The organism is Microbacterium sp. ZXT2-5, assembly GCF_055329545.1.
Genome location: NZ_JBUZWD010000002.1, coordinates 246,824 through 265,608, shown reverse-complemented (window position 1 = coordinate 265,608; position 18,785 = coordinate 246,824). Strand labels below are relative to the sequence as shown.

Genomic DNA, 18,785 nt, shown 5'->3' with positions numbered 1-18,785 from the left:
CGCGGGGCTCAGACCTCGAGCAGCTCTGCCTCTTTGCGCTTGAGCGCCTCGTCGATCTCATCGACGTGCGAGCGCGTGAGTGCGTCGAGCTCCTTCTCGCCCCGGGCGAGCTCGTCGTCGCCGACCTCGCCCTTGAGCGAGTCGATGTCGTCCTTCGTCTTGCGGCGGATGCCGCGCACGTGCACCCGCGCGTCCTCGCCCTTGCTGCGCACGAGCTTGACGTACTCCTTGCGGCGCTCCTCGGTGAGCTCCGGCATCGTGACCCGCACGAGGTTGCCGTCGTTCGTCGGGTTCACGCCGAGGTTCGGGATATCGCGGATGGCCTGCTCGATGGCCTTCAGCGCCGACTTGTCGTACGGGGTGACGATGAGCGTGCGCGCCTCGGGGTTGTTGATCGAGGCGAGCTGCGCGAGGGGCGTGGGGGTGCCGTAGTAGTCCACGAGCACCTTCTGGAACAGCTGCGGGTTCGCGCGGCCGGTGCGCACCGTCGCGAAGTCCTCCTTCGCAGCCTCGACGGCGCGGTCCATGCGCGCTCGGGCATCGGCCAAGACGTCCGCGATCACAGTGTCTCCTTCGCGTTGATGGGGCTCGTCAAGTGTATCGGCGGGCCGTCACGCCGTGACGAGCGTGCCGATGGACTCGCCGAGCAGCGCCCGCGTGACGTTGCCGGCCGGCTCCATCCCGAACACCCGCATATCCATCCGGTTGTCCATGCACAGACTGAACGCCGTCGAGTCCACGACCTTCAGACCCCGCTGCAGCGCGTCGAGGTAGGTGATGCGGTCGATGCGCGTCGCCGTGGCATCCTTCTTCGGATCAGCCGTGTACACCCCGTCGACGCCGTTCTTGGCGACGAGGACCTCCTGCGCGTCGATCTCGAGCGCACGCTGCGCGGCGACGGTGTCGGTGGAGAAGTACGGCAGGCCGGCGCCGGCGCCGAAGATCACGACGCGGCCCTTCTCCATGTGGCGCTCGGCCCGCCGCGGGATGTACGGCTCGGCGACCTGCGTCATGGAGATCGCCGACTGAACCCGTGTCGCGGCCCCCGCCTGCTCGAGGAAGTCCTGCAGCGCCAGCGCGTTCATGACCGTGCCGAGCATCCCCATGTAGTCCGCGCGGCCCCGGTCCATCCCGCGCTGGCTGAGCTCGGCCCCGCGGAAGAAGTTGCCGCCGCCGACGACGACCGCGATCTCGACGCGGTCGACCGCGGCGGCGATCTCCCGCGCCATCTGGCTGACCACATCGGGGTTGACTCCGAGCTGCCCCCCGCCGAACGCCTCACCGGACAGTTTCAGAAGGACGCGCCGGCGCCCGGTGTTCTCGTTGATCACTGTGGTCCTCTCGTCTACGACAAACTACCGAAGGGCATGAGAAAAGGCCCGCATCGGATTGCCGATGCGGGCCTTCTCAGATGATCAGGCGCCGACCTTGTAGCGGGCGAAGCCCGTCAGGGTGAGCCCTGCGTCCTTGGCGACCTGCGCGACAGACAGCTTGTTGTCCTTCGCGTAGTCCTGGTCCAGCAGCGAGACCTGCTTGAAGAACGCGTTGACGCGTCCCTCGACGATCTTCGGGAGGGCGGCCTCGGGCTTGCCCTCGTTGCGCGAGATCTCGGTGACGATCTCGCGCTCCTTCTCGACCTCGGCCTCGGGCACCTCGTCGCGCGACAGGTACGTCGGGTTCGCGAACGAGATGTGCTGCGCGAGGCTGCGCGCCGTCTCGGCGTCGTCGCCCGAGTAGGCGAGGACGACGCCGACCTGCGGCGGCAGGTCCTTGCTGGTGCGGTGGAGGTAGATCTCGAACTTGTCGCCGGACAGCGTGTCCACGCGACGCAGCTCGACCTTTTCGCCGATGATGGCGGCCTCGTCCGAGATGAGCTCGGCGACCGTCTGGCTGCCCGCGGACGCGGCGAGGGCGGCCTCGGCCGAGTCGGCGTGCGCGGCGGCGGCGGCGTCGAGGACCTTCTCGGCCAGCGCGATGAAGCGGTCGTTCTTCGCGACGAAGTCGGTCTCGGTGTTGAGCTCGATGATCGTGACCTGACCGTCGACCTCCTTCGCGGCGACGAGGCCCTCGCTGGTGGAGCGGTCGGCGCGCTTGGCGTTGCCCTTCGCGCCCTTGAGGCGGAGGATCTCGACGGCCTTCTCGAGGTCGCCGTCGGCCTCCTCGAGCGCCTTCTTGGTGTCGACCATGCCCGTGCCGAGCTGCTCGCGCAGCGCCTTGATGTCGGCGATCGTGAAGTTTGCCATGGGTGGCGGCTCCTTGATGTGTGTGACTTCTCGTGGATGCCTCGGCGGGACCGTCCGGCCGTGCGGCCAGGGCGATCCCGCCGAGGCGGAGTGCGTGTGCGAGCCTTACTCGGCGGCGGTCGCCTCGGCGGTCTCGGGGGCCTCAGCGGCCTCGGGAGCCTCAGCGGCCTCGGGAGCCTCAGCGGCCTCGGCTGCCTCCGCACCGGCCTCGTCCGAGGCCGACTCGGTCGCGGCGGTCTCGACGGCGGCGGCCTCGGTCTCGACCGGAGCGCCCTGCTCGAGCAGTTCGCGCTCCCAGTCGGCCAGCGGCTCGGCGTCGGCGGCCTCGTCGCTGGGCTGGTGGCGCTGGATGAGGCCCTCCGCGGCGGCGTCGGCGATGATGCGGGTGAGCAGGCCCACCGAGCGGATCGCGTCGTCGTTGCCGGGGATCGGGTACTGGAACTCGTCGGGGTCGGCGTTGGTGTCGAGGATGCCGATCACCGGGATGCCGAGCTTGGACGCCTCGTCGATCGCGAGGTGCTCGCGCTTGGCGTCCACGACCCAGATGGCCGAGGGGGTCTTCTGCAGGTTGCGGATGCCGCCGAGCGACTTGTGGAGCTTGTCGAGCTCGCGCTTCTTGAGGAGGAGCTCCTTCTTGGTGAAGCCGCTCGCCGCCGGGTCCTCGAAGTCGAGCTCCTCGAGCTCCTTCATGCGCGCGAGGCGCTTGGACACGGTCGAGAAGTTCGTGAGCAGACCGCCCAGCCAGCGCTGGTTGACGTAGGGCTGGCCGACGCGGGTCGCCTGCTCGGCGATGACCTCCTGCGCCTGCTTCTTGGTGCCGACGAAGAGGATGGTGCCGCCGTGCGCGACCGTCTCCTTGACGAATTCGTACGCCTTGTCGATGTACGTCAGCGACTGCTGGAGGTCGATGATGTGGATGCCGCTGCGCTCCGTGAGGATGAAGCGCTTGACCTTCGGGTTCCACCGGCGGGTCTGGTGTCCGAAGTGGACGCCGCTGTCGAGCAGCTGGCGAATGGTGACGACGGCCATGGCCGTTCTCCTGTTCCGGCGCTGTCGCGCCTGCTTGCGGTTGTTCTCTCGCCGGTGTGGTGCCGGCGGGCCTGGCGCCCGGCTCTCTCCCGCCCCGCGCTCGCACTCAGGCGTTCACGGGGACCGATGGGATGGGATGCCGCGCTGCTGCCCCTCGGAGACCTCGGGGACCGGAGACCGGATCGCAGCGCTCTGGGCACGCGGAGTCACTCCGACAGGCGGAGTGCGGCCTCCAGTGTATCAGCAGGCGACCCCACCGCCCCTCCTCCCCCATGTCGCCCTCACCGCGGTTCTCCACGTCTCTCGTCCCTCCCGCGTGATCGGCTCCCGGAGCAGCGCAGAGTCGAGGCCATGAGAGCAGCCGGCACCCGCGCGGTCGGCGTCGCCACGGCCCTCCTCCTCGTCGCGGGCGGGCCGACGCCCGCCGCAGGCGCCCGCCGCGCCGACCCGCTCCCCGCCGGGGACGGCGGTTCGGTGGCGGTGTCACGGGGATGGCAATGGCCGGTCGAGCCGTTCCGGCTGGAGAGGCCGTTCGTCGCCCCGCCCCACCGGTACGGGCCTGGCCATCGCGGGGTCGATCTGCGTCCGCTCGACGACGACCCCGTCATCGCTCCCGCCCCGGGGGTCGTCGCGTTCTCGGGTCAGGTGGCGGGGCGACCGGTGGTGACGATCGACCACGGCGACGGCCTCGTCACCACGCTCGAGCCCGTCGCCTCCGAGCTCGTCGCGGGGACGCCCGTGGCGGCATCCGCTCCTGTCGGCGTGCTGGCCACCGGCGGACACGTCGAGCCGGGCGTCCTGCACTTCGGCGTGCGACTGGGCGGCGAGTACGTCAACCCGCTCGTGCTGCTCGGCGGTGTGCCGCGCGCCGTGCTGCTCCCGTGCTGCTGAGCTGCGGCGCTCAGCCGGCCGGGTGGCCGCCGCTCATGCGCGGGGGTGCGCGAGGCGGTACGAGGCCGTGAGTCGCTCGCTCGACACGTGGGTGTAGATCTGGGTCGTGCCGAGGCTCGCGTGGCCCAGCATCTCCTGCACCGCGCGGAGGTCGGCGCCCCCGTCGAGCAGATGCGTGGCCGCCGAGTGCCGCAGTGCGTGCGGACCTGCACCGGCTCCGATCTCGGGGCCCAACTCGCGCGACACGAGGTCGTAGACCGCGCGTGATCCGAGGCGCGCACCCCGCACACCGAGGAAGAGGGCGGATGCCGCCGCGTCCGTCGCGCCGCGGGCGAGGAGCGCCGGCCGACCGCGCACCAGGTACGCCTCTACCGCCCGCAGCGCCGGCAGGCCGAACGGCACGACCCGCTCCTTCGACCCCTTGCCCAGGACGCGCAGCGTCCGGCGCTCCCGATCGAGGTCGTCGACATCGAGCCCGCACAGCTCCGACACCCGCACCGCCGCCCCGTACAGCAGTTCCAGGACGGCGTGGTCGCGCAGGGCGACCGGGTCGCCGTCCGCGGCGGCCGTCTGCAGGCGCAGCAGCACGCCGTTCAGCGCGTCGACGGTCGCAACCTTCGGCAGGGTGCGCCCCCGCTTCGGGGCGACCAGCCGCAGGCTCGGGTCCGCGGCGATCGCGCCCTCCTCCGCCGCCCACGCGAAGAAGCCGCGCACGGCGGCCGTGCGCCGCGCGATGGTCGCGCGGCTGTCGCCGCGCTGGACGGCCCGCCACAGCCACTCCCGGAGCTGCTCGAGGTCGACCGTGGCGAGTTCCGCGTCGCCGCAGGCCTCGGCGAGTCCCGCAAGGTCGGATCGGTAGGCCCGCACGGTGGCCGGTGCGAGGCGGCGCACGGCGGCCAGGTGGTGCAGGTACGCGTCGGCCGCCTCCGAGATCTCCACTCCCCCAGCTTGCGCCCGGAACGCCTCGGCGTCGCAGTGCGACGCACCTCTCGCGGCGTGCGGCGGCCCGGATCGCTGGACGGCGGCGGGTCTGGTGCCCTCGCGCGCACCCCGTCGTCATCGGCCGCCGGGCGGACGCCGCCATCCGCTCGCGCCCGCTTCGGCCTCCCCGGCCAGCGCCAGCATGCCCAGGCACGGCTCGACGGCGTCGGGCGCCATCCCTGCGCGCCGCGCGATCTCATCGACGCCGCGCCACACCCGGCTGCTCAGGGCGTCCTGCACGCGCGTGGTGTCGTCGGTGTAGCCGTCCGCGGATGCCGCGCCGTTCGCGTGCGCGCTGAGCCCCAGCATCTCGCAGACGTCGTCGGCACCGGTGATGCACTCGGCTCCGTACTCGCGGATGAGGCGCAGCGCGCCGGCCGACGCCGCCGAGGTGATCGGGCCGGGGACGGCGCCGAGCGGCCGTGACAGCGCGGCGGCGTGGCCCGCCGTGTTCAGGGATCCGCTGCGCCACCCGGCCTCGACGACGACGGTCGCCCCCGCGAGAGCGGCGATCAGGCGATTGCGCTGCAGGAATCGCCACTTCGTCGGCGCCGAGCCGCACGGCACCTCGCTCATCACGACGCCCCCGCGTCGGGCGATGTCGTCGATCAGCTGCGTGTGCCCGGCGGGGTACGCACGATCGGCGCCACCGGCGAGGAGGGCCACGGTCAGTCCGCCGGCCGTGAGAGCGGCGCGATGGGCCGCGCCGTCGATGCCGTAGGCGCCCCCGGAGACCACCGCGACACCGCGCGCTGCGAGCTCGGAGGCCAGCTCCATCGCGACATGGTCGCCGTACCCCGTGGCCGCCCGGGCCCCGACGATCGCCACCGAGGGGGTGAGCCGGCGCAGCGCCGTGGCGTCGCCGCGGACCCACAGGCACAGCGGAGCGTGGTCGCCGAGGTCGTCGATCGGATCGGGCCAGTCGGGATCGCCTCTCGTGACGAGCTGGACGCCGCGTGCCGCCGCGGTGCGCACCGCGTCACCGACCGCCTCGGACGAGAGACGGGGAAGCCAGCGTCTGCGGCCGTCGGCCAGCTCCCGCGGCGTGAGGGCCGGGACGGGGTCGCCGGCGAGGACCGCCTCGAGGCCGTCCGCGGCGCCGCACGCCGCGATGACCCTGCGCGCCACGGAGTCACCCGGCTCGGTGAGCAGGCACCAGACGACGGTGGCGTGGCGTTCGCGGGCGTCCTCGTCGTCGAATGTCTCGCGTCCCAGCGGCGCGAGTGCCCGGCGGGAGGCACGCAGGCTGAGGTCGATTCCGTTCACGGGGCCAATCCCTTCTTCAGATAGAGGGCGCGACCGACGTGCTCGCCGCCCAGCTGGGGGCGTCCGTCGATGTCGGCGAGCGACCATGCCACGCGGAGCACCCGGTCGTACCCCCGGAGGGTGAGTGCGCCGCGGTGCAGCGCCGCGTCCAGCGGTCGACGCACGGCCGGCGGCGGCGCCGAGGGTCCTTCGCGGAGCCAGGTTCCCGGAACGTCGGCGTTGACACGCCATGGCGTGCCCTCCAGCCGTCGTCGCGCCCGGGCCCGGGCGTCCTTCACGCGTTCCCGGGCCGCCGCGCTGGACATCGCCGGGCCGAGGTCACGCTGCGCGACGGACACACGGGTGAGGGTCAGCTCGATGTCCATGCGATCGCGCAGCGGACCGGACAGCTTGCCGAGGTACCGGCGGATGGCCGCCGGCGGGCACGTGCAGGTCCCGCCGCGGATGCCGTAGTCGCCGCACGGGCACGGGTTGGTCGCCAGCACGAGCTGGAAGCGCGCCGGGTAGCTCGCGGAGGCCCCCGCGCGGTGGATGGTGATCGCGCCCGACTCCAGCGGCTGACGCAGCGCGTCCAGTGCACTGGCGGCGAACTCGCCCGCCTCGTCGAGGAAGAGCACGCCCTCGCTCGCGCGGGCGATCGCACCGGGCCGGATCAACCGGGTGCCGCCGCCGACCAGCGCCGCGATGCTCGCGCTGTGGTGGGGCGCCTCGAACGGCGGCGTGCGCGACAACTCGACCACCCGGGCTCCGGCGAGACTGCGGATCGACGCGCTGGCGAGGGCAGCCTCGTCGTCGAGCTCGGGGAGGATCCCCGGCAGCCGCCGCGCGAGCATGGTCTTGCCGGCGCCGGGCGGGCCGCACATCAGCAGGTGGTGACCCCCGGCGGCGGCGACGATCAGGGCCTCGACCGCGTCGCGCTGGCCGATGACCTCCGCGAGCTCGGGAGCGGGTTCGGCGGGCGGGTCGTCGTCGGTGACGGCGACCGGCTCGTCGTCGGGGACCTCGACGTCGCCGCCGTGCCACGCCACGACCTGAGCCAGATTCACCGCGGCGAGCACCTCCATGCCGTCGACGAGGGCCGCCTCGGCACCGTTCGCGTGAGGCACCACGACGCGGCGATGCCCGGCGCGGCGTGCCGCGACGCCGGCGGGCAGCACGCCCACGACGGGACGCAGCCGACCGTCCAGCCCGAGCTCACCGATGTGCACCGTGCCGGCGACCGACGCGGCGTCCATCGACGATTCGGTCGCCAGGCACGCGATGGCGATGGCCACGTCGAATCCGGATCCCTGCTTGGGAAGGCTGGCCGGTGAGAGGTTCACCGTGAGCCGGCGTCGCGGCAGCGGCGTGCGGCTGTTCGCGCAGGCGTTGTGCACGCGCTGCACCGCCTCGCCCAGCGCCTTGTCGGGAAGGCCGATGATGCGGAACTCCGGCGTCTGCTTCGACAGGTCGGCCTCCACCTCGACGCACTCGCCCTCAGCGCCCACGAGGGCGACCGCCCAGGTGCGCGCGACGCTCACGGCACCTCCACGTCGACGAGATGCTCGAGCCGGGCGTGCTCGGGGACGGCGCCGGTCAGTCCGATCGCATCGATGCGGAGACGGCGCCCCTGGACGGCATCCCGATTCGCCGCCACGAAGGCGACGGCGAGCCGCCACAGCCGCGCCCGCTTGCGCGCGTCGATCGCCTCGAAGGGGTGCCCGAAGTCCTCCCCGCGCCTCGTCTTGACCTCGACGGCGACCACGGCGCGCGCGTCCGCGACGACGAGGTCGAGCTCACCCTCTCGCGAACGCCAGTTGCGGGCGAGGACCGTATAGCCCAGCTCCTCGAAGTAGCGGGCTGCGCGATCCTCGCCGGCGCGCCCGAGCACGTCCTTGTCTGCCATGACGGCATGCTCGCGCACGGTCCCGCGTGCGCGGGCGGCGGAGGGAGGCATCCGTTCAGAACGCCGGCTGTCGGCGGGAATCGCCGGGCTGGGGAGGAGCCGCCGCGGGGCTCAGCTGTCGAGCGAGAGCTCTTCCGGAAGGTGGAAGTCGCGGCGCGAGAGCTCTTCGACGTTGACGTCCTTGAAGGTGAGCACCCGCACGGCCTTGACGAACCGGTCTGCGCGGTAGATGTCCCACACCCAGACGTCGGACATCGAGATCTCGAAGTAGAAGTCGTGCTCGGTGTCTCGCCGGACGACGTTGACCTCGTTCGCGAGGTAGAAGCGCCGTTCCGTCTCGATCACATACTGGAACTGCGAGACCACGTCGCGATACTCGCGGTAGAGCGCCAGTTCGAGCTCGCGGTCATAGTCTTCGAAGACCTCGTCATCCATGGTGCCTCCATCCTATGGGCGCCGGGGCGGGCTCGATGTCCGGTCCGCGCGAGGCGAACACCCTCAGAAGAGGGTCGGCGCGTCCGCGATCGACCACGAGGCGCGATGATGCCTGCTGATGCCGTGCAGACGGATCGCCTCGCGGTGATCCGGACTGGCATAGCCTTTGTTGCGCGCCCAGTTGTACGCGGGCAGCTCGTCGTGGAGATCGGTCATCAGCCGGTCGCGTGCCACCTTGGCGATGACGGATGCCGCAGCCGCCGAGGCGCAGTCGCGGTCGGCCTTGACGACGGGCCGGACGGTCAGACCCCACGCGCCGGCGGGGGTGATGTAGTCGTAGTTCCCGTCGAGGATCACGATGCTCTCCTCCGGCACCACGCCGTGCGCCCGGAGATCGGCCAGAGCACGGACGGAAGCGAGTCCGAGCGCCCGGATGATGCCGATCTCGTCGACCTCCTCGGAGCTCGCCCAGCCCACCGCGCTGCAGGCGACCCACGCCGCCGCGCGGGCCGCGACGTCGGCGCGCTTGGGCTCCGGGACGAGCTTGGAATCCCGCAGGCCCTGCGGGATCCGCTTGCGGGAGCGCGCGGGGTCGATCACGGCGGCGCCGACGGCCACCGGTCCGGCCAGCGCGCCCCGCCCGACCTCGTCGAACGCGATGACGAGTGCGTGCTCCCGCAGGAGGCGGCGCTCGAGCGTGAGCCGAGGCTCCGCGACGGTCACCGCCCGCTGCCCTCCGCGGCCGGGCTCGGCACGCTCGCGAAGACCTCGTGGTGGAAGTCCAGCGGGCCGAACCGGTCGAACGGCCACGTCACGAGGAACGCGCGGCCGACGAGGTTGTCGATCGGCACGAATCCCTTGCCCGGCTGCTCGGTGTTGTACCGCGAGTCCTTCGAGCGATAGCGGTTGTCGCCCAGCACCCAGAGGCTCCCCTCGGGGACGACGACATCGAAGGCGTCGCCGGACGCCGCGGCCTCCCCCGTCGGCAGCTTCAGATAGTCGGTCTCGTCGATCGCGACGTCGTTGATCGTGATCTGACCGGCGGCGTTGCAGCAGACCACGTGGTCGCCGGGGACGCCGATGATCCGCTTCACCAGGTGGTCGTCGCTGTCGGGCGCTGCGAGCCCCACCAGCGACAGCACCCACTCGAGCCCCTCGACCACGGGCGGGCGCGCGGGCTCGGTGCTCGGCGGCAGCCAGCCGCCCGGGTCGCGGAAGACGACGATGTCGCCGCGCTCGTACTCGCCGAATCGCGGGGTGATCTCGTCGACGAGGATGCGGTCCTTGACGTGGAGGGTGTCCTCCATCGATCCGGAGGGGATGTAGAACGACCGCACCAGGAAGGTCTTCACGACGAGCGAGACGAGCACAGCGATCAGGACGATCACGATCACGTCGCGCAGGAAGGTCAGCCAGCCGCGACGCCGCGGCTGCAGGGCTGCCGCGTTCTCGGGCCCGGGCGCCGGTTCGGCAGGAGCCGACTTCTCGGTCGTCATGGAGTTCCTTCGCAGGCGCCGTCGGTCGCGGCGGCCCGTGTTCAAGGGTCGCACATTCCGCGCCGCCGCGGAGAACGACGAAGCCCCGGACGCGTGGCGTCCGGGGCTTCGTGACCGCGATGCGAGAGCGGGTGTCAGTTCTCGCGCTTCTCCTTGATCTTGGCCTTCTTGCCACGGAGGTTGCGGAGGTAGTAGAGCTTGGCGCGGCGGACGTCACCGCGGGTCACGACCTCGATGTGGTCGATGACCGGGGAGTGCACCGGGAAGGTGCGCTCGACGCCGACCTGGAAGCTGATCTTGCGGACCGTGAAGGTCTCGCGAACGCCGTCGCCCGAGCGGCCGATGACGACCCCCTGGAAGACCTGGATGCGCGAGCGGTTGCCCTCGGTGATGTTGACGTGCACCTTCACGGTGTCGCCGGCGTTGAAGGCGGGGATGTCGGAGCGGAGCGAAGCCGCATCGACGGCGTCGAGGATCTGCATGATCGTCTCTCTCTGCGGCCGCCACAGGTCGACCGCGGGAAGGATAGTAAGGACTGGGTGTGCCGCAGGCCTCCGGCGTGACGCCGTACAGCTGGTTCCCCTGAGGCAGAACCGGTCAGGGCACAAACATCCATTCTGCCACGGATGCCGCGACCGGCCAAAACGCGTCAGCCGGCGGGCGGCGCCTGCTTCTCGGTGATCACGAAGACCTCCCGGTCCTGCTGCTCCGGAGCCGCGCCCTCGGCGGGGAGGTAGGCCATCCCCTCCGACGTGCGCAGCACGAAGCGGGTGGGTCGGGCCTCGCTCCACAGCTGCCACAGCTCCAGCCAGAACAGGCCGACGCCGGCGAGGATCGCCACGACCATGATCGGCGCCCACCAGTCCTCGGCGAAGAACCCCAGCGAGATCACCAGAGCGTGCCACACCGTGAACCCGAGGACGTCCCACCACGACACCGCGCGGTGCGCACGGACGGTTCCTCGGGCACGCACCAGAAGGGTGAGCAGCAGCTGCCACAGGAAGACGCCGGGGATCGCCAGGAACAGAACCCAGAGGAACGCCCAGCCGCCGGCGTTGAACACGGCCCAGCCGACGAGCAGCCACAGCGGCAGGAGGAAGGCGGCGGGAAGGAGCCAGCCGAAGAACGCACGACGCAGCCACATGCCCCCGATGGTACGCCCGCCCCACCGCGCCGTGGTGCCCTTCCGCGCGCCGCGCGGCATCCTCACAGCCTCGGGGTCACCGGTCGGCCAGAATGGATCCGGACGAGAGGAACCTCCACATGATCGAGCTGCGCACGCCTGCCGAGATCGAGGCGATGAAGCCCGCAGGGCGATTCGTCGCCGAGACCCTGGCGACCCTGCGCGACGAGACGAAGGTGGGGACGAACCTCCTCGCGATCGACCGGCGCGCCCACGATCTGATCCGTCGCGCCGGAGCGGAGTCCTGCTACATCGACTACCACCCCTCGTTCGGCGCCCGGCCGTTCGGCAAGGTCATCTGCACGTCCGTGAACGACGCCGTGCTGCACGGGCTCCCCTTCGACTACGCCCTGCGCGACGGGGACCTGGTGTCGCTGGACTTCGCGGTGTCGGTCGACGGCTGGGTGGCCGACTCGGCCGTCTCGTTCGTCGTCGGAACGCCGCGCGACGAGGACCTCGTGCTCATCGACACGACCGAGCGCGCGCTGGACGCGGCGATCGCCTCGGCGACGGTCGGCAACCGCATCGGCGACATCTCCGCGGCGATCGCCGAGGTCGCCCACGGCCGGGGCTACTCGATCAACACCGACTTCGGCGGCCACGGCGTCGGCCGCGTCATGCACGGCGACCCGCACGTCGCCAACGACGGCAAGGCCGGCCGCGGCTACCCGCTGCGCCCTGGTCTCGTCGTCGCGCTCGAGCCGTGGTTCCTGCAGACGACCGACGAGCTCGTGACCGACCCCGACGGATGGACGCTGCGCTCGGTCGACGGTTCGCGCGGCGCGCACTCCGAGCACACGGTGGCGATCACCGAGGACGGGCCGATCGTCCTCACCGACCGCTCCTGGCTCGGCGTCGCCTGAGTCAGGACGTCGCGCGAGCCGTCACGACGGCCGAGCGCGGTGGCAGGGTGAGACGAGACCGCTCCAGACGCGCACGTTCGTCCGTCGCCAGCAGGAGGTCGGCGGCCTCCGTCGCGGCGAGCTCCACCTCGGTCGGCGAGAAGTTCACGATGATCTCCACCGCGCCCCGGGAGAGGCGGTACCACCGCTGATCCTCGTCGGCCGACGCCTCGAGGTGACGGAAGTCCGGATCCGTGAGCTCGGGCCGCTCCCGGCGCAGTGCCAGCAGCGCGCGGTACAGCGCGAGGATCCTGCCGTGCGCTCCGGCATCCTTCTCGTCCCAGCGCAGCTTCGATCGCGAGAACGTCTCGGGATCCTGCGGGTCGGGCACCACGGATTCGTCCCACCCCATCCGCGCGAACTCCGCCTTGCGCCCGCGCGCGGTCGCCTCCCCCAGCTCGGGCTCGGGGTGCGAGGTGAAGAACTGCCACGGCGTGGAGGCCGCCCACTCCTCCCCCATGAACAGCATGGGGGTGAACGGGGCGAGCACGGTGAGGACGGCCGCGATCGCGAGTCCCCCCTCGTCGAGCGACTGCGACAGTCGGTCACCGGCCGCGCGATTGCCGATCTGGTCGTGATCCTGCGAGAAGGCGACCAGGCGCCAGGTCGGAATGCGCGGATCGATGGGGTGTCCGTGGGCACGTCCGCGGAACGACGACCACGTCCCGTCGTGGAAGAACCCGCGAGTGGACGCCTTGACCAGCGCGCTGAGCGGAGCGAAGTCGGCGTAGTAGCCCGCCGTCTCGCCCGTCAGGGCGACATGCACCGCGTGGTGGTAGTCGTCGCTCCACTGCGCGGTGAGCCCGTAGCCGCCCGCCTCCCTCGCGGCGATCAGACGGGCGTCGTTCATGTCCGACTCGGCGATGAGGGTCAGCGGCCTGCCGAGGTGCGCGCTGAGCGCGTCGACGGCCTCGGCGAGCTCCTGCAGGATGTGGACCTCGCGGCGGTCCTTCAGCGCGTGGACCGCGTCCAGGCGGAGGCCGTCGACGTGGTGGTCGCGCAGCCACATCAGGGCGTTCTCGACGATGTAGCGGCGGACCTCGTCCTCATCGAGGTCCACCGACGATCCCCACGTGTTCGACTCCGCGTCGCGCAGGTACGGCCCGAACTCCGGCAGGTAGTTGCCGCTCGGCCCGAGATGGTTGTGCACGACGTCCTGGATCACGCCGAGGCCCGCGGCATGACAGGCGTCGACGAAGCGCTGGTACGCGGCCGGACCGCCGTAGGCCTCGTGGACCGCGTACCAGAGGACGCCGTCGTAGCCCCAGTTGTGCACGCCGTTGAAGGCGTTGACCGGCAGCAGCTCGACGAAGTCGACCCCGAGCTCCACGAGGTGATCGAGGCGCTCGGCCGCGGCATCCAGGGTCCCCTCCGGGGTGAACGTGCCGATGTGCATCTCGTAGACGACGCCCCCGGCGAGCTGGCGCCCCGTCCACGTGCTGTCGCCCCAGAGGTGCGCTGCGGGATCGAACACGGCGCTGAGGTCGTGGACGCCGCGCGGCTGCCGGCGCGACCGGGGATCGGGTCGGGCATGGTCCGCGCCGTCGAGCACGAAACCGTACTCCTCGCCGTCCCGGAGCGCCACCTGAGCCCGCCACCAGCCCCCGCCGCGCGCCGTCATCGGAGAGTCCGCGCCGCGTGCGGGAGCGCGCAGCGACACGGCAGCTGCCCGGGGAGCCCACACTTCGGGGATCACGCCGGCTCCTCCGGGACGAGGAGGGCGACCGGGTACAGCTCGAGGAGCTCGGCGAGCGCGACGTGGCCGCGGTAGACCCGCCCGGTGAACACGTCGGTCGTGGTGCCGGCGTGTCTCAGCAGCATCGTGTCCTCCCAGGGCGAGCCCGATCGCGTGCCGCGTGCCGCCAGGGCCACCGGAAGGCGGGTCGCGACGGCCAGCGCGCCGCCGCGGTCGACGGCGATCGCGTGATGCGCGGCGGCGCCGACGACCGCCGCCGGCGTGTAGCGCGTGAACAGCTCGGGACGGTCCCGCCGCAGGCGGAGGGTGCGCGCCGTGACGAGGAGCTTCGCCGCGCCCGTGCGGTCGATCAGCGGCTGCTCGCCCCGATCGATCGCCGCGAGGAGTCCGCGGCGGACGTCGAAGTCGACGGCACGGCGGTTGTCGGGGTCGACGAGACTGTGCTCCCACAGCTCGCTGCCCTGGTAAACATCCGGCACGCCCGGTCCTGCCAGCTGCAGGAGCTTGGCCGACAGCGCGTTCGACCACCCCGCGCCTTCGATCTCGGACACGAACGACTCGACGCGGGCGGCCACCGCGGGGTCGTCGAAGGCCGCGTCGACCATCGCGTGCATGCGGCGCTCGAACGCGGCATCCGGATCCAGCCAGTTCGTCGCCTCACCGGCCTCCCGCGCCGCCTTCTCGGCGTACGCGTGGAGACGGTCGCGTGACGCCGGCCATGCGCCGATGACGGCCTGCCACAGCAGCGCGTCGAAGGGGCCGTGACCGCTGGATGCGGCATCCGTCAGCTCTTCGAGCACCTCCGCCCACCGCTCGGGGATCTCCGCCAGCACCGACAGGCGTGCGCGGACGTCCTCGCCGCGCTTCGTGTCGTGCGTCGACAGCGTCGTCATGGCGTGCGGCCACGCCGCGAGCCGGGCCGCCTGCGCCGCATGGAACCTGTCGACCGGCAGCGCGAACTGCGAGGGGTCGGCGCCCACCTCGGTGAGGGTGCCGAGGCGGGTCGCACGGTAGAACGCGGTGTCCTCCACGCCCTTGGCCATCACCATCCCGCTCGTCTGCTGGAAGCGCAGGGCGGCGGGATGCCGGGGGTCGCGGAGCGCCGCGACGACGGCGTCGATCGCCGCGGCAAGGTCCGGGCGGTGCGCGCGCGCGTCGTCCGCGGCGGCGTCGAGATGCTCCCGCCCCGCAGGCAGATAGGAGCGGTACACCGGGAACCGGGCGAGAAGCTCGACCACGGCGTCCTCCACCGCTGCGTCGTCGGGCGCGCCGAGCTCACGCGCGAGACGGCGCACCTCCGATCGCAGGATCCCCTCGCCGATGGCGCGCTTGGTCCCCGCGATCACGTCGGCCCACGGCTGAGGAGCGGGAAGCCCGGAGCGCTCGCGGAGGCGGGCGTCGAGGGCGTCGAGGGCGTCCTCGCCCCGGGGGTCGACCAGCACGCGGTCGATCTCGGCCAGCGCGTCGTATCCGGTCGTGCCCTCTGCGGCGAAGAACGGGGGCAGCGCCTCGCCGTGCTCCAGGATCTTCTCCACGAGGACGTACGCCCCGCCGGTGAGCTCTGCGAGCCGTTCGAGATACTCCACCGGGGCGCGCAGCCCGTCCGGGTGGTCGACGCGCAGACCGTCGACGAGGCCGTCGTCGAACCAGCTGCGGACCTGGGCGTGCGTTTCGTCGAAGACGTCCTGGTCCTCCACCCGCACCGCGGCGAGACTGGAGACCCCGAAGAACCGGCGGTAGTTGAGGTCGGACGCCTCGCGCCGCCAGTGCATCAGCTCGTAGTGCTGCCGGGCGTGCACGGCGAGGACGTCCCCATCGCCGGGTGCAGACCCTCCAGCCAGGGGGAAGCGGTGGTCGTGGTAGCGGAGCTCGCCGTCCTCGACGCGCAGAGCGCCCGACGCTGCGGCCTCCTCGACCGTCTCGCCCAGCACCGGCAGGTGCACCTTGCCGCCGCCGAACTCCCAGTCGATGTCGAACGCGCGCGCGTACCGCGACCCGCGCCCCTTCGCCAGCACGTCCCACCACCACGGGTTCTCGGCGGGGCGCGCGACGCCCACATGATTGGGCACGATGTCGACCAGGACGCCGTGACCCGCCTCGTGGAAGGCGCGGGCGGCGCGCTCCAGCGCATCGCGGCCGCCGCGCGCGGGGTCGACGGTGCTCGGATCGACGACGTCGTACCCGTGATCGGATCCCTCGGACGCCGCGAGGATCGGCGAGAAGTACACCCAGTCGGCACCGAGCGCGCCGAGGTAGTCGCGCAACCGGGCGGCGTCGTCCAGCGTGAACGACGGCCGGATCTGCAGCCGGTACGTCGAGCGCGGCCGCGCACCCCGCGCTGGCGTTCGGGTCACCGGGACAGCTCCGCCCGCGGCGCCGCACCGGGCACCTCGTCCGGTCCGGCCACACCCGTGACCGCGAGGGACGCGGCGACGGAGTGGTCCACCTCCGGCTCCTCCATCTGGTGCTCGCGCAGCACCATGAGCGAGCGACCGCGCACCGTCAGCGTGGTGCCGGGTTCGACGGGGTCGGTGTCGGCGTGCTGACCTGCGGTGTCGACGATGACGTCCCACTCGGGACTGAACTCCACCGCGGGGATGAGGAAGTCCACGTCGTCGTCTCCGGCGTTGAACAGGATGATGAAGTGCCGGTCGGTGATCGGCTCGCCACGGCGGTCGCGCTCGCGGATGCCGCCGCCGTTGAGGAAGACCGCGACGGCGCGGCCGAAGCCCGAGTCCCAGTCCTCCGGCTGCATCTGCGAGCCGTCCGGACGCGCCCACACGATGTCGGGAACGGGGGCGCCCTCCTCCCGCCGCACCGGCCGGCCGTCGAAGAAACGGCGACGGCGGAAGGTCGGGTGCTCACGGCGCAACCGCGCCAGCGCCGCGGTGAACTCCAGCAGCGGCTGGTCCACGGCCGACCAGTCCACCCACGTGATCTCGTTGTCCTGCGCGTAGCCGTTGTTGTTGCCGCGCTGCGTGCGCCCCAGCTCGTCGCCGTGCAGCAGCATGGGCACGCCCTGCGACAGCAGCAGTGTCGCGATGAAGTTGCGCTGCTGACGTGCCCGCAGCGACAGCACCTCGACGTCCTCGGTCGGGCCCTCCGCGCCGCAGTTCCACGAGCGGTTGTCGTCCGCCCCGTCTCGGTTGTCCTCGCCGTTGGCTTCGTTGTGCTTGTCGTTGTACGAGACGAGATCGCGCATGGTGAAGCCGTCGTGCGCGGTGACGAAGTTGATGGATGCCACGGGCCGGCGCCCGGAGTGCTCGTAGAGGTCGGCCGACCCGGTGAGCCGGGAGGCGAACTCGCCGAGGGTCGCGGGCTCGCCGCGCCAGAAGTCGCGGACGGTGTCGCGGTACTGGCCGTTCCACTCCGTCCACTGGGGCGGGAAGTTGCCGACCTGGTAGCCGCCGGGACCGACGTCCCACGGCTCGGCGATGAGCTTCACCTGCGAGACCACGGGATCCTGCTGGACCAGCTCGAAGAACGTCGCGAGCCGATCGACCTCGTAGAACTCGCGCGCGAGGGTCGACGCCAGGTCGAAGCGGAACCCGTCGACGTGCATCTCCAGCACCCAGTACCGCAGCGAGTCCATGATCAGCTGCAGCGTGTGCGGATTGCCGACGTTGAGGCTGTTGCCCGTGCCGGTGTAATCGGTGTAGTAGCGCTTGTCGTCCGCTTCGAGTCGGTAGTAGGCCTCGTTGTCGATCCCCCGCATCGACAGGGTGGGGCCAAGGTGGTTGCCCTCGGCCGTGTGGTTGTAGACCACGTCGAGGATGACCTCGATCCCCGCCGCGTGCAGCGACTTCACCATCGCCTTGAACTCCTGCACCTGCTGCCCGCGCTGGCCGTTCGAGGCGTAGGTGTTCTGCGGGGCGAGGAACGCGATGGTGTTGTAGCCCCAGTAGTTCGACAGGCCCTTCTCCTCGAGCACCGAGTCGTTGACGAACTGGTGGACGGGCATCAGCTCGATCGCGGTGACTCCGAGCTTCTGCAGGTGCTCGATGATCGCAGGGTGGGCGATCGCGCTGTACGTCCCGCGGATCTCCTCCGGGATCGCGGGGTGCAGCTGCGTCAGGCCGCGCACGTGGGCCTCGTAGATGAACGTCTCCGAGTAGGGGGTCTTGGGAAGGCGATCGCCGGCCCAGTCGAAGTACGGGTTCACGACGACGCCCATCATCTGGTGCGCGGCGGAGTCCTCGTCGTTGCGGGAGTCCGGCTCGCCGAAGTCGTAGCCGAAGACCTGCTGGCCCCAGTCGACCTGCCCCTCGACGGCCTTGGCGTACGGATCGAGCACGAGCTTGTGGGCGTTGAACCGCTTGCCCGACTTGGGATCGAACTCCCCGTGCACACGGTAGCCGTAGCGCTGGCCCGGCTGCACGGAGGGCAGATAGCCGTGATGCACGTACGCGTCCACGTCCACGAGGTCGACCCGTGTCTCGTTGCCGTCGTCGTCGAACAGGCACAGCTCGACGCGTTCGGCACCTTCGCTGTAGAGCGCGAAGTTCGTCCCGCTCCCATCGAAGGTCGCACCGAGCGGGTACGGGGAACCTGGCCAGATCTGCATACGACCTCCATCTTGCGGGGCCTTCACGATATCGGTCGGCGATGACCGGGCGCCGGGACTGGCGCACCGTGCGCGAACAGGGTAGGCCCCCCCGCCACGACCGCGACCTCACAAGGGCGTCGCATGCCGTGTGAGAGAAACGTTCGCTCGAGGTAACCCCCGCCCGCAGGGCGGTGAAACACCGCGCTCGTAGCTTCGTGTTCACCGAACATCC

General features: G+C 71.5%; 18 protein-coding genes. 2 read left to right on the top strand and 16 right to left on the bottom strand.

The window, feature by feature from the left end; all coding sequences use genetic code 11:
• Positions 1 to 8 precede the first annotated feature (8 nt).
• The 4 genes from frr to rpsB form a co-directional block, all read right to left on the bottom strand.
• Positions 9 to 563, bottom strand: a complete 555-nt coding sequence (frr, locus tag ACZBH1_RS14715; protein WP_336396950.1) for a ribosome recycling factor — start codon at positions 561 to 563, stop codon at positions 9 to 11.
• A gap of 48 nt (positions 564 to 611) precedes the next feature.
• Positions 612 to 1,331: a UMP kinase gene (pyrH, locus tag ACZBH1_RS14710; protein WP_336396949.1), complete on the bottom strand. Its 720-nt coding sequence runs from the start codon at positions 1,329 to 1,331 to the stop codon at positions 612 to 614.
• 84 nt (positions 1,332 to 1,415) lie between these two features.
• Positions 1,416 to 2,243: a translation elongation factor Ts gene (gene tsf, locus ACZBH1_RS14705; protein ID WP_336396948.1), complete on the bottom strand. Its 828-nt coding sequence runs from the start codon at positions 2,241 to 2,243 to the stop codon at positions 1,416 to 1,418.
• A 105-nt stretch (positions 2,244 to 2,348) separates the two neighbouring features.
• The gene (gene rpsB, locus ACZBH1_RS14700) at positions 2,349 to 3,272 is read right to left on the bottom strand and encodes a 30S ribosomal protein S2 (protein ID WP_463646808.1); all 924 of its coding nucleotides are present in this window, start codon (positions 3,270 to 3,272) and stop codon (positions 2,349 to 2,351) included.
• A gap of 351 nt (positions 3,273 to 3,623) precedes the next feature.
• On the opposite strand from rpsB, the gene ACZBH1_RS14695 reads away from it, so the two are divergent.
• Entirely contained in the window at positions 3,624 to 4,163 is a 540-nt protein-coding gene (locus tag ACZBH1_RS14695; protein ID WP_463646807.1) for a murein hydrolase activator EnvC family protein, read from the top strand.
• Positions 4,164 to 4,196: 33 nt separating this feature from the next.
• On the opposite strand, the gene ACZBH1_RS14690 is transcribed toward ACZBH1_RS14695, so the two are convergent.
• The 9 genes from ACZBH1_RS14690 to ACZBH1_RS14650 all read right to left on the bottom strand — a co-directional run bounded on the left by ACZBH1_RS14690 (position 4,197) and on the right by ACZBH1_RS14650 (position 11,370).
• Entirely contained in the window at positions 4,197 to 5,102 is a 906-nt protein-coding gene (locus tag ACZBH1_RS14690; protein ID WP_463646805.1) for a tyrosine recombinase XerC, read from the bottom strand.
• A gap of 117 nt (positions 5,103 to 5,219) precedes the next feature.
• On the bottom strand, positions 5,220 to 6,410 hold the full coding sequence (dprA, locus tag ACZBH1_RS14685) for a DNA-processing protein DprA (protein WP_463646804.1): 1,191 nt from the start codon (positions 6,408 to 6,410) through the stop codon (positions 5,220 to 5,222).
• Complete coding sequence (locus ACZBH1_RS14680; protein ID WP_463646803.1) at positions 6,407 to 7,930, bottom strand: YifB family Mg chelatase-like AAA ATPase; 1,524 nt, start codon at positions 7,928 to 7,930, stop codon at positions 6,407 to 6,409. Before ACZBH1_RS14680 ends, dprA begins: the two co-directional genes overlap by 4 nt.
• Positions 7,927 to 8,295 carry a YraN family protein gene (locus ACZBH1_RS14675; RefSeq protein WP_336396942.1) on the bottom strand — a complete coding sequence of 123 codons (369 nt, stop codon included), beginning with the start codon at positions 8,293 to 8,295 and terminating at the stop codon, positions 7,927 to 7,929. Before ACZBH1_RS14675 ends, ACZBH1_RS14680 begins: the two co-directional genes overlap by 4 nt.
• A 111-nt stretch (positions 8,296 to 8,406) precedes the next feature.
• On the bottom strand, positions 8,407 to 8,730 hold the full coding sequence (locus tag ACZBH1_RS14670; RefSeq protein ID WP_159843786.1) for a DUF2469 family protein: 324 nt from the start codon (positions 8,728 to 8,730) through the stop codon (positions 8,407 to 8,409).
• A 63-nt stretch (positions 8,731 to 8,793) separates the two neighbouring features.
• Positions 8,794 to 9,453 carry a ribonuclease HII gene (gene rnhB / locus ACZBH1_RS14665; protein ID WP_336396941.1) on the bottom strand — a complete coding sequence of 220 codons (660 nt, stop codon included), beginning with the start codon at positions 9,451 to 9,453 and terminating at the stop codon, positions 8,794 to 8,796.
• Positions 9,450 to 10,226: a signal peptidase I gene (lepB, locus tag ACZBH1_RS14660; protein WP_378881222.1), complete on the bottom strand. Its 777-nt coding sequence runs from the start codon at positions 10,224 to 10,226 to the stop codon at positions 9,450 to 9,452. Before lepB ends, rnhB begins: the two co-directional genes overlap by 4 nt.
• A 134-nt stretch (positions 10,227 to 10,360) precedes the next feature.
• A complete protein-coding gene (gene rplS, locus ACZBH1_RS14655) occupies positions 10,361 to 10,708 on the bottom strand; it encodes a 50S ribosomal protein L19 (protein ID WP_172989725.1) in 348 nt (115 codons plus the stop codon).
• A gap of 167 nt (positions 10,709 to 10,875) precedes the next feature.
• Positions 10,876 to 11,370, bottom strand: a complete 495-nt coding sequence (locus tag ACZBH1_RS14650; protein ID WP_336396939.1) for an MFS transporter permease — start codon at positions 11,368 to 11,370, stop codon at positions 10,876 to 10,878.
• A 119-nt stretch (positions 11,371 to 11,489) separates the two neighbouring features.
• Between ACZBH1_RS14650 and map the strand changes: the two genes are divergently transcribed.
• A complete protein-coding gene (map, locus tag ACZBH1_RS14645) occupies positions 11,490 to 12,272 on the top strand; it encodes a type I methionyl aminopeptidase (protein WP_452324480.1) in 783 nt (260 codons plus the stop codon).
• Position 12,273: 1 nt separating this feature from the next.
• Here the strand turns inward: map and treZ are convergent, their stop codons facing one another.
• Genes treZ through glgX form a run of 3 tightly spaced genes read right to left on the bottom strand, consistent with a single transcriptional unit; the run spans position 12,274 to position 18,571 of the window.
• Entirely contained in the window at positions 12,274 to 14,007 is a 1,734-nt protein-coding gene (treZ, locus tag ACZBH1_RS14640) for a malto-oligosyltrehalose trehalohydrolase (protein ID WP_463646802.1), read from the bottom strand.
• Positions 14,004 to 16,361: a malto-oligosyltrehalose synthase gene (treY, locus tag ACZBH1_RS14635; protein WP_463646801.1), complete on the bottom strand. Its 2,358-nt coding sequence runs from the start codon at positions 16,359 to 16,361 to the stop codon at positions 14,004 to 14,006. Before treY ends, treZ begins: the two co-directional genes overlap by 4 nt.
• A complete protein-coding gene (glgX, locus tag ACZBH1_RS14630; RefSeq protein ID WP_452324483.1) occupies positions 16,358 to 18,571 on the bottom strand; it encodes a glycogen debranching protein GlgX in 2,214 nt (737 codons plus the stop codon). Before glgX ends, treY begins: the two co-directional genes overlap by 4 nt.
• Positions 18,572 to 18,785 lie beyond the last annotated feature (214 nt).